The 8,019-nt window shown below is 49.7% G+C and carries 8 protein-coding genes; 4 read left to right on the forward strand and 4 right to left on the reverse strand.

What is annotated here, in order from left to right; translation table 11 throughout:
- Positions 1-192: 192 nt before the first annotated feature.
- Entirely contained in the window at positions 193-843 is a 651-nt protein-coding gene (locus tag B3180_RS09045; protein ID WP_067942032.1) for a carbonic anhydrase, read from the forward strand.
- Positions 844-923: 80 nt separating this feature from the next.
- Here B3180_RS09045 and B3180_RS09050 read toward each other — a convergent pair whose 3' ends face one another.
- Genes B3180_RS09050 through fabB form a run of 3 tightly spaced genes read right to left on the reverse strand, consistent with a single transcriptional unit; the run spans position 924 to position 4,341 of the window.
- Complete coding sequence (locus B3180_RS09050; protein ID WP_286844142.1) at positions 924-1,949, reverse strand: aspartate-semialdehyde dehydrogenase; 1,026 nt, start codon at positions 1,947-1,949, stop codon at positions 924-926.
- A gap of 13 nt (positions 1,950-1,962) precedes the next feature.
- Positions 1,963-3,105 carry a 4-phosphoerythronate dehydrogenase gene (locus B3180_RS09055; RefSeq protein WP_199494608.1) on the reverse strand — a complete coding sequence of 381 codons (1,143 nt, stop codon included), beginning with the start codon at positions 3,103-3,105 and terminating at the stop codon, positions 1,963-1,965.
- A 21-nt stretch (positions 3,106-3,126) separates the two neighbouring features.
- Positions 3,127-4,341 carry a beta-ketoacyl-ACP synthase I gene (gene fabB / locus B3180_RS09060; protein ID WP_054486960.1) on the reverse strand — a complete coding sequence of 405 codons (1,215 nt, stop codon included), beginning with the start codon at positions 4,339-4,341 and terminating at the stop codon, positions 3,127-3,129.
- 134 nt (positions 4,342-4,475) lie between these two features.
- On the opposite strand from fabB, the gene mnmC reads away from it, so the two are divergent.
- The gene (gene mnmC, locus B3180_RS09065; protein ID WP_278358348.1) at positions 4,476-6,293 is read left to right on the forward strand and encodes a bifunctional tRNA (5-methylaminomethyl-2-thiouridine)(34)-methyltransferase MnmD/FAD-dependent 5-carboxymethylaminomethyl-2-thiouridine(34) oxidoreductase MnmC; all 1,818 of its coding nucleotides are present in this window, start codon (positions 4,476-4,478) and stop codon (positions 6,291-6,293) included.
- Here mnmC and B3180_RS09070 read toward each other — a convergent pair.
- Complete coding sequence (locus B3180_RS09070; protein ID WP_167336994.1) at positions 6,258-6,542, reverse strand: YfcL family protein; 285 nt, start codon at positions 6,540-6,542, stop codon at positions 6,258-6,260. The two genes, mnmC and B3180_RS09070, sit on opposite strands and share 36 nt — an antisense overlap.
- 115 nt (positions 6,543-6,657) lie before the next feature.
- Between B3180_RS09070 and fldB the strand changes: the two genes are divergently transcribed.
- Positions 6,658-7,179, forward strand: coding sequence for a flavodoxin FldB (gene fldB / locus B3180_RS09075; protein WP_054488477.1), 522 nt, complete (start codon positions 6,658-6,660; stop codon positions 7,177-7,179).
- A 5-nt stretch (positions 7,180-7,184) separates the two neighbouring features.
- Positions 7,185-8,019, forward strand: an 835-nt coding sequence (locus B3180_RS09080) for a DUF5117 domain-containing protein (protein WP_286844147.1), incomplete at its 3' end; no start/stop codon positions are given.

The raw sequence follows: 8,019 nt of genomic DNA on the forward strand, positions 1-8,019 counted from the left end.
AGACCTGCTCAGTCGGGCGTATTTGCATAAGTTGCATTGGTGTCATCCTTCAATCAGCCCCCACGGCCTTGAGGCAATATGGCGCGGGAAGGTGTGCAAAGGGTTGCGATGGCTGTGCCTTTTCTCTCGAATTCGTATGGCATTTGCGCTATCTGCGCTAAAACCACATCACGCATTAAGGGACGTTTACACATGGACAAGGCCAAGGCTCTGCCGTCGTATCTGTTGCAACGCTATCAAGGGTGGAAGGCGACCGGCTATGCCGAAAACCAGACATGGTACCGCCGATTGGCCGCTGAGGGGCAGCGCCCGCGCGCGATGGTGATCTCCTGCTGCGACAGCCGCGTGCATGTGACCTCGATCTTCGGGGCCGATCAGGGTGAGTTCTTCATCCACCGCAATATCGCCAACCTTGTCCCGCCCTATGAGCCGGATGGCAAACAGCACGGTACCTCAGCGGCGGTGGAATATGCCGTGAACGCGCTGAAGGTCGCGCATCTGATTGTGCTGGGCCATTCCAGCTGCGGCGGCGTCGCGGGGTGTATCCAGATGTGCAAAGGCAACGCGCCCGAACTTGAGAACCAAGACAGTTTCGTGGGCCGCTGGATGGACCTGCTGCGCCCGAAATACGAGACCGTAGAAAAGGTCGAAGACCCGGCAGAGCAGCAGCTTTTGCTGGAGCGTCAGGCGGTGATGACCTCGCTTGAGAACCTGATGACCTTCCCTTGGATCAAGGAAAAGGTCGAAGATGGCACGCTGAGCTTGCACGGCCTGTGGACCGACATCGGCGAGGGAAGCTTGGAATATTACGACGCCAAGGCGCAGACCTTCGAGCCGGTTTAAGCCCATCGCAGGCGCATGAGACAGAGACGAAAAAGGGGGCCGTTTGGCCCCCTTTCTTATTCCAGAACTGCGACTGAACCTCAGCCCTTTTTCAGCACTTCGCGGCCCAGCAGTTCGGCGATCTGAACGGCGTTCAGGGCGGCACCCTTGCGCAGGTTGTCGCTGACGCACCACAGGTTGATGCCGTTGTCGATGGTGCTGTCCTGACGGATGCGGCTGATGAAGGTGGCGAAGTCACCCACACATTCAACGGGCGTGACGTAGCCGCCGTCTTCGCGCTTGTCGATCACCATGAGACCCGGCGCTTCGCGCAGGATGTCGCGGGCTTCGGCTTCGTCGAGGTGGTCTTCGAATTCGATGTTGATCGATTCCGCATGGCCCACGAAGACCGGCACGCGCACGCAGGTCGCGGTGACTTTGATCGACGGGTCGACGATCTTTTTGGTCTCGGCGACCATCTTCCATTCTTCCTTGGTCGACCCGTCATCCATGAACACATCAATATGCGGAATCACATTGAAAGCGATCTGTTTGGTGAACCGTTCCTTCTTGATCGGATCGTTCACATAGATACCACGGGTCTGCTCGAACAGTTCGTCCATGCTTTCCTTGCCGCCGCCAGAGACCGACTGATAGGTCGCGACAACAACACGTTTGATCTTCGCCAGATCATGCAGCGGTTTCAGCGCCACCAGCATCTGAATGGTCGAGCAGTTCGGATTTGCAATAATATTACGATTCCTGAAGTCGGCTAACGCCCAGGCGTTAACTTCCGGTACCACTAAAGGAATATCTGGTTCGTAGCGAAACTCGGAAGTATTATCGATAACAACACAACCTGCCTCAGCGGCTTTCGGTGCAAACTCACGGGAAATAGAGCCTCCCGCAGAGAAAAATGCGATATCGGCGCTAGACCAGTCAAACTCGGTAGCGTCTAACACTTCGATTTCTTCACCGTTAAAGTCAACGGTAGCGCCAGCCGAACGAGCGCTAGCTAAAGGAAAAAGCTCTGCCACCGGGAATTTTCGTTCAGCCAGAATTTCTATCATTTGCTGGCCCACTAAACCTGTTGCACCTAATACCGCAACGCGAAACCCATGTGACATGCTGACTCCTTACTTAAGCAATTTGCCGGGCACGAAAGCCCAACTGTAAAAACTGTATGTATTGCTCGCTATTATGGCATGTAACCACCTGATTAATGAACTCTCTGCGCGGGCTTTCTTTGCGATAATTACGTCGCAAACTGTCAAACCCATCTCGCGTTAGTCCATGAAGGCGGAAATTTTTATCATCTTCGTGGATGTTAAAATGCTCTTTTACCCAGGAGTTAAAGCTCTCTGGAGACGTTAACATCGCCGCATCAAGTTCCGGCCAGTCAATCTTAGGTAACACATCTGCTAACTCTTTATTAGCCGGCATTTCAAAATGCGCTAACAAAGCGTTTGCTATCATAACCGCTCCTCCCACTTTTCCTTCCAGGCTATGCCCGGCAATATGGGGAGTCGCTATATCAATATAAGGGACTAAATCCGCCAATACATCGGGTTCATTTTCCCAAACATCCAATGCAATTGAAGGACGCTCTCCCTGAACGACACGATCCAATAAGGCTTTATTGTCTATTACCGCACCCCGACTGGCATTCACAAGTAACTGCTCTGAATGCAGCGACTGCAGTGCCGTACTCTCAAATAGATGCCGAGTGGGAAAGTCGCCATCATTGGTTAAGGGAACATGACAGGAGATAATATCTGCGGTTAGCACTCTCTGCCAGTGGTCATGTACAAACTTAACACCCTTTTTACAAAGCGGCGGATCATAATAATGAACATTAAACCCCAAAGCCTGAAGTCTTTTCCCCGCCGCTCTTCCTGTATGACCGGCGCCAACGATAGCAACGTCTATTTCATCGACTGAATACACGGACTTATTACTCAACCAGTCGAGAACCACACAAAGAACATATTCACCAACTGACTGTGCATTAGCGCCAGGAGCATGCGCAAAGGCAATCCCTCGCTCTTGTAACAGCGGAAGGTTCACGTGCTCGGTACCGATAGTGGCAGATGCAACAAACTTTAAGTAAGGGGCCTGCTCCAGAAGCTCTTTATCAACCGCTGTGACGGAACGGACTAATAGCGCATCTGCGTCTGCGAGCATCTCTTGTGACGGATTTCTTTCGGAGAAGTAAGAAAGTGTTCCCGCACCCGACAATATGTCAGACAGTGCGGGAATATTCTGGTCAGCGACGATTTTCACCGCAATAACCGGCTAAATCGCTTATTCAGAGTATTGGCGCATCACTAGCGATGCGTTCGTACCACCAAAACCAAAGCTATTGGACATGACTGTGCGCAATGGAGCTTCAGTTGGTTTCTGAATAATGTTCATACCATCGGCTTTCTCATCCAGCTCTTCAATATTGATGGAAGGCGTGACAAAGCCATGTTTCATCATCAGCAATGAGTAAATTGCTTCGTGAACACCTGCAGCCCCAAGAGCATGGCCCGTCATTGCTTTAGTAGCGCTGATCATAGGCGTTTTCTCCGGGAATACTTCGCGAATGGCTTCCAGCTCTTTGACATCGCCGACTGGAGTACTGGTACCGTGAGTGTTCAGGTAATCAACCGGAGTATCCACAGTTTCCATTGCCATCTTCATGCAGCGAACCGCACCTTCGCCCGATGGAGCAACCATGTCGAAGCCGTCTGAGGTAGCTCCGTAACCAACGATCTCGCCATAAATTTTTGCACCGCGCGCTTTTGCCGCTTCCAGCTCTTCAATAACCAGAATACCGCCACCGCCAGCAGGCACAAAGCCATCGCGTCCCTGGTCGTATGTGCGCGAGGCTTTTTCAGGCGTGTCGTTGTACTTAGTACTTAACGCCCCCATCGCATCAAACTCCATGCCCAGCGTCCAGTGCAGTTCTTCACCGCCACCGGCGAAAACACGATCTTGCTTTCCAAACTGGATAAGTTCCAGCGCATGACCAATACAATGAGCAGAGGTTGCACAAGCAGAACTTATTGAATAGTTAACACCTTTAATCTTAAAAGGTGTAGCCAGGCATGCAGAGGTGGTTGACGCCATGCAACGAGGAACCATGTAAGGCCCCACTTTTTTCACACCGCGTTCGCGTAAAAGATCGGCCGCTGCTACCTGATGTTCACCTGATGCGCCACCAGAACCGACAACCAGTCCGGTACGAGGATGCGATACCTGCTCTTCTGTCAAGCCTGCATCTTCGATGGCCTGAGCCATTGCAATGTAGGCATAAGCAGCTGAATCTCCCATGAAACGCAACGCTTTGCGATCAATATGGTCTTTAGGGTCTAACTTGACCTCACCCCATACCTGACAGCGCAAGCCCATTTCTGCAAAAGATTCTGAGCGCGTAATACCGGATTTCCCGATACGCAATGATTCCAGCACTTCTTCTTGATTGTTACCGATGCTTGATACAATACCAAGTCCGGTGATAACAGCTCTTCTCATTCTTTAGTCCTGTCTGACATTTCTACGTCGATATATTAACCAACGTCGTGTATGAATGTGGTCTGCTTTGTCCACTGTTGTTCGTAAAGTTGTTATTATAGCGACCATTAACTGATAAATCATGGGATAGCCACTTGAATTCTAATTCATCGGTCCAGTTTAACGAGCAAGGTGTACCAGTTTCCACCACTTTCGATGATATTTACTTTTCTGTCGATAACGGCGTTGACGAGAGTCAATACGTATTCCTTGCTCAAAACGGATTGCCCGACCGTTGGCAGACACTCTCTGCCCATGGCTGCTTTACCATTGCGGAAACGGGCTTCGGTACCGGACTTAACTTTTTGCTCACCTGGCAACGTTTTCTGGAGCACGCTCCCAGTGACACCCGGCTGCATTTTGTCAGCTTTGAAAAGTATCCTTTGTCGCGTAGCCAGCTTAATCAAGCTTACCAGTTACTGAAGCCTGTAGCAGAGGTGAGTAGTGAATTTCTCAAACACTACCCGGCACCCGATCCTGGTTGTCATCGCCTTATCCTATCACAAGGCCGGGTCATTCTGGATCTATGGATTGGCGATATTAATGAGTTATTGCCCCAGTGGCTCCCTCAGGCGCAACAAAAAGTTGACGCTTGGTTCCTGGATGGGTTTGCACCAGCTAAAAACCCGGAAATGTGGCAGCACAGCCTCTACGAAGCCATGAGCCAGGCATCTTACAGTAAAACCACCTTTGCTACTTTTACTGCCGCAGGCAGTGTCAGACGAGCGTTGCAGCAGGCCGGCTTTTTAGTATCAAAAGTTCCTGGCTTTGGCCGTAAAAGAGAAATGCTTTGTGGTCAGTACTCCGAGTCAAATAAACTCAAACGCAGCGACAGGCGTAACGTCACTATTATCGGGGGCGGAATAAGTGCTGCCTGCACAGCTCTTGCTCTGACTCGTCGGGGAGTTGACGTTAAAGTGATTAGTCCTGACATAGCTGATGGCGCTTCCGGAAACCCTCAAGGTGCTGTTTATCCGCTTTTACATGCTGAACACACGCCGCTCAGCCGGTTTTACTGGCAGGCTTTTTCTACAGCGACAAGTTTTTATCAGACTTTTTGTAGCGAAAACTGGTTTCCAACTGGCGTCATGCAGCCTGCTTTTAATGAGCAAAGGAAAACGCGTTACCAGCGTATAGCCGATAATCTCTACGCAAAAGAGTCAGTGAACTACCTGCAGCCGGCCGAAGCAGGAGAAAAAGCCGGAGTGCCCTTGGGCGTACCCGCCCTACTTTACCCTAAGGCCGGCTGGTTAAGGCCTGAGGCCGTGGTTAAAAGCCTTTTTAAAGCGGCGGGCGTCGAGTTAGTCAAAGCCAAAGCCGTATCACTAAAACAAACAGATAATAAAGACTGGAACGTTTTGCTCGATAACGGAGAGTCGCTGTCAGCGGAGCGAGTTGTGATTGCCACCGGGCACCACGTTAATTCGCTGCTGCCACAAGACATTGAGGCATTACCTATTCAGCCTGTCCGAGGACAAGTCAGCCTAGTTCAAACCACCAGCAAGCTTTCATCATTAAAGGCTGTATTATGCTTTAAGGGCTATTTAGTGCCTGCTGATAAAGAGCACCACTGCGTTGGCGCAACCTTTAGCCGCAATAATGACAGCCTGGCGACCAAAGCCGAAGATAACGAAGAGAATATAAGACAATTGACGGAGAATGCTCAGCAGCCTTGGGCAGAATCATTAGACGTTAAAACGGCAAGAGTCTCAGTCAGAGCAACAAGCCCCGATCATCAGCCTGTTGCAGGGGCTCTCAGCGATAACTTATACATATTGACGGGGCTTGGCTCTCGAGGATTTACCTCTGCCCCTGTGCTGGGCGAGATGCTTGCCTGTCAATTGACCGAAGAGCTAATGCCGCTTACCGAAAGTGCTTTACGCCGCATCTCCGCTCGTCGCTTTCAGAGCTAGTTTATCCAGTACACTGTTGATATGAGCCTGATCCGCCGGGGATAACTCATGGCGGGTTTTGTAAACTGCTTCACGCAATGCAGGCATGACCTTATCCGGCTCTGTCTCGCCGGACATCTCTAACTGGGCAACCACTAAATCAAAGTGACCACGTAAATAACCGCAAGCGAAAAGTTCATCATCAGTACCCGAAACAACCGCCTCATCAAAGACCGATTCAAGTCGCTCCACTAATTGATCAAAGTTCATACTGCCCCTCATTTGAAGCTTTCCCCGGAAACAAAGGCGCTCATTCTAACGGTCTTTTTGTTACAATGCATCCGCATCAAAGACTCAACGCATGACAGAGGTGTTTATTATGTCCCTGGAAATTGGCTTGTTTTATGGTTCTACCACCTGCTATACCGAAATTGCCGCGGAAAAAATTCAACAAGCCATAGGCGAAGACATTGTTCAGCTGTTTGATATTAAAGACACACCGCTAAAAGAAGCTGAACAATTTGATATCCTGATTTTTGGTATTTCCACCTGGGACTTCGGCGAGCTTCAGGAAGACTGGGAAAGCCACTGGGACGACATTAACGATGTTGACCTGCGCGGCAAAGTTGTTGCGCTATACGGTATGGGTGATCAGGAAGGTTATACCGACTGGTTTCAGGATGCTCTGGGCATGCTACACGATGCTATTGCTGATCACGGCTGTAAACGAATTGGTTTTTGGCCTAATCAGGGCTACGAATTTGCTGCTTCCAAAGCATTAACCGCAGATAACACCCAGTTCGTCGGTTTATCACTAGATGAAGACTCACAATATGAGCTATCAGATGATCGTATCGAACAATGGACGACGCAAATATTAGAAGAAATTGCTGAACAACTAGGATAATAACAATGCAAAGCTTTCTTTCCAAAACCTTGTTACTGCTAACGCTGCTCGTGTCAGCCAGCGTTCTGGCTGACACTGAGAAAACAACCATTGAAAAATTCACGTCGTCGTTTGACGAGCAACAGGGATTTTTTACTTTCTATCACGATGAGGCCAAAGGTAAGTTTTATCTGGAAGTCCCCAAAAGCGATAAACAATTTATTCTTCAAACCAGCCTTCCCTGGGGGCTGGGCTCTAATGATATTGGTTTAGACAGAGGCCAGCTCGGTGAAACCCGACTGGCGTCTTTTCATATTGAGGGCAATACTGCTTTACTGCTTCAGCACAATACTCAGTTCCGGGCGCAAACTCGTAACCCGGCAGAACGCAATAGTGTCCAGCAGGCTTTTGCCGGTTCAGTACTTCATGGCTTCGATATTGTCGCCAGTAATAACGAAAATGTTTTAATTGATTACACGCCCTATTTGCTGACTGATGTGCATGGTGTTAGTAAGCGCTTACAGCAAACAGAACAAGGGCAATTTAAAGCCGATGCGAGTCGCTCAGTTGTTTACCCTGAACGCAGTAAAGCCTTTGTCGAGAATACCGAACTCGAAGCCAAAGTGACTTTTGTCGGCGACGGTAAAGGACAATGGGTCAATCAGGTAGCAGCTAACGCCGACGCCATTTCACTTCACCTTCATCATTCCTTTATTAAACTGCCCGATACTGCTTATCAACCCAGAAACTTTCACCCAAACAGTGGTTTTTGGGCGCACAGTTTTAAAGATTATGCAGCCCCTCTTGGTGAGTCGATGACCGTGCAGTACATTCCTCGTCACCGACTCAATAAAGAAGACC

The sequence above is a fragment of the Idiomarina sp. UBA4206 genome (assembly GCF_002383015.1).
Classification (GTDB): domain Bacteria; phylum Pseudomonadota; class Gammaproteobacteria; order Enterobacterales; family Alteromonadaceae; genus Idiomarina; species Idiomarina abyssalis.

Coding starts and splice junctions, on each gene's coding strand:
- B3180_RS09045 (WP_067942032.1), top strand. CDS start 193: ATGGACAAGGCCAAGGCTCTGCCGTCGTATCTGTTGCAACGCTATCAA.
- B3180_RS09050 (WP_286844142.1), bottom strand. CDS start 1,949: ATGTCACATGGGTTTCGCGTTGCGGTATTAGGTGCAACAGGTTTAGTG.
- fabB (WP_054486960.1), bottom strand. CDS start 4,341: ATGAGAAGAGCTGTTATCACCGGACTTGGTATTGTATCAAGCATCGGT.
- B3180_RS09070 (WP_167336994.1), bottom strand. CDS start 6,542: ATGAACTTTGATCAATTAGTGGAGCGACTTGAATCGGTCTTTGATGAG.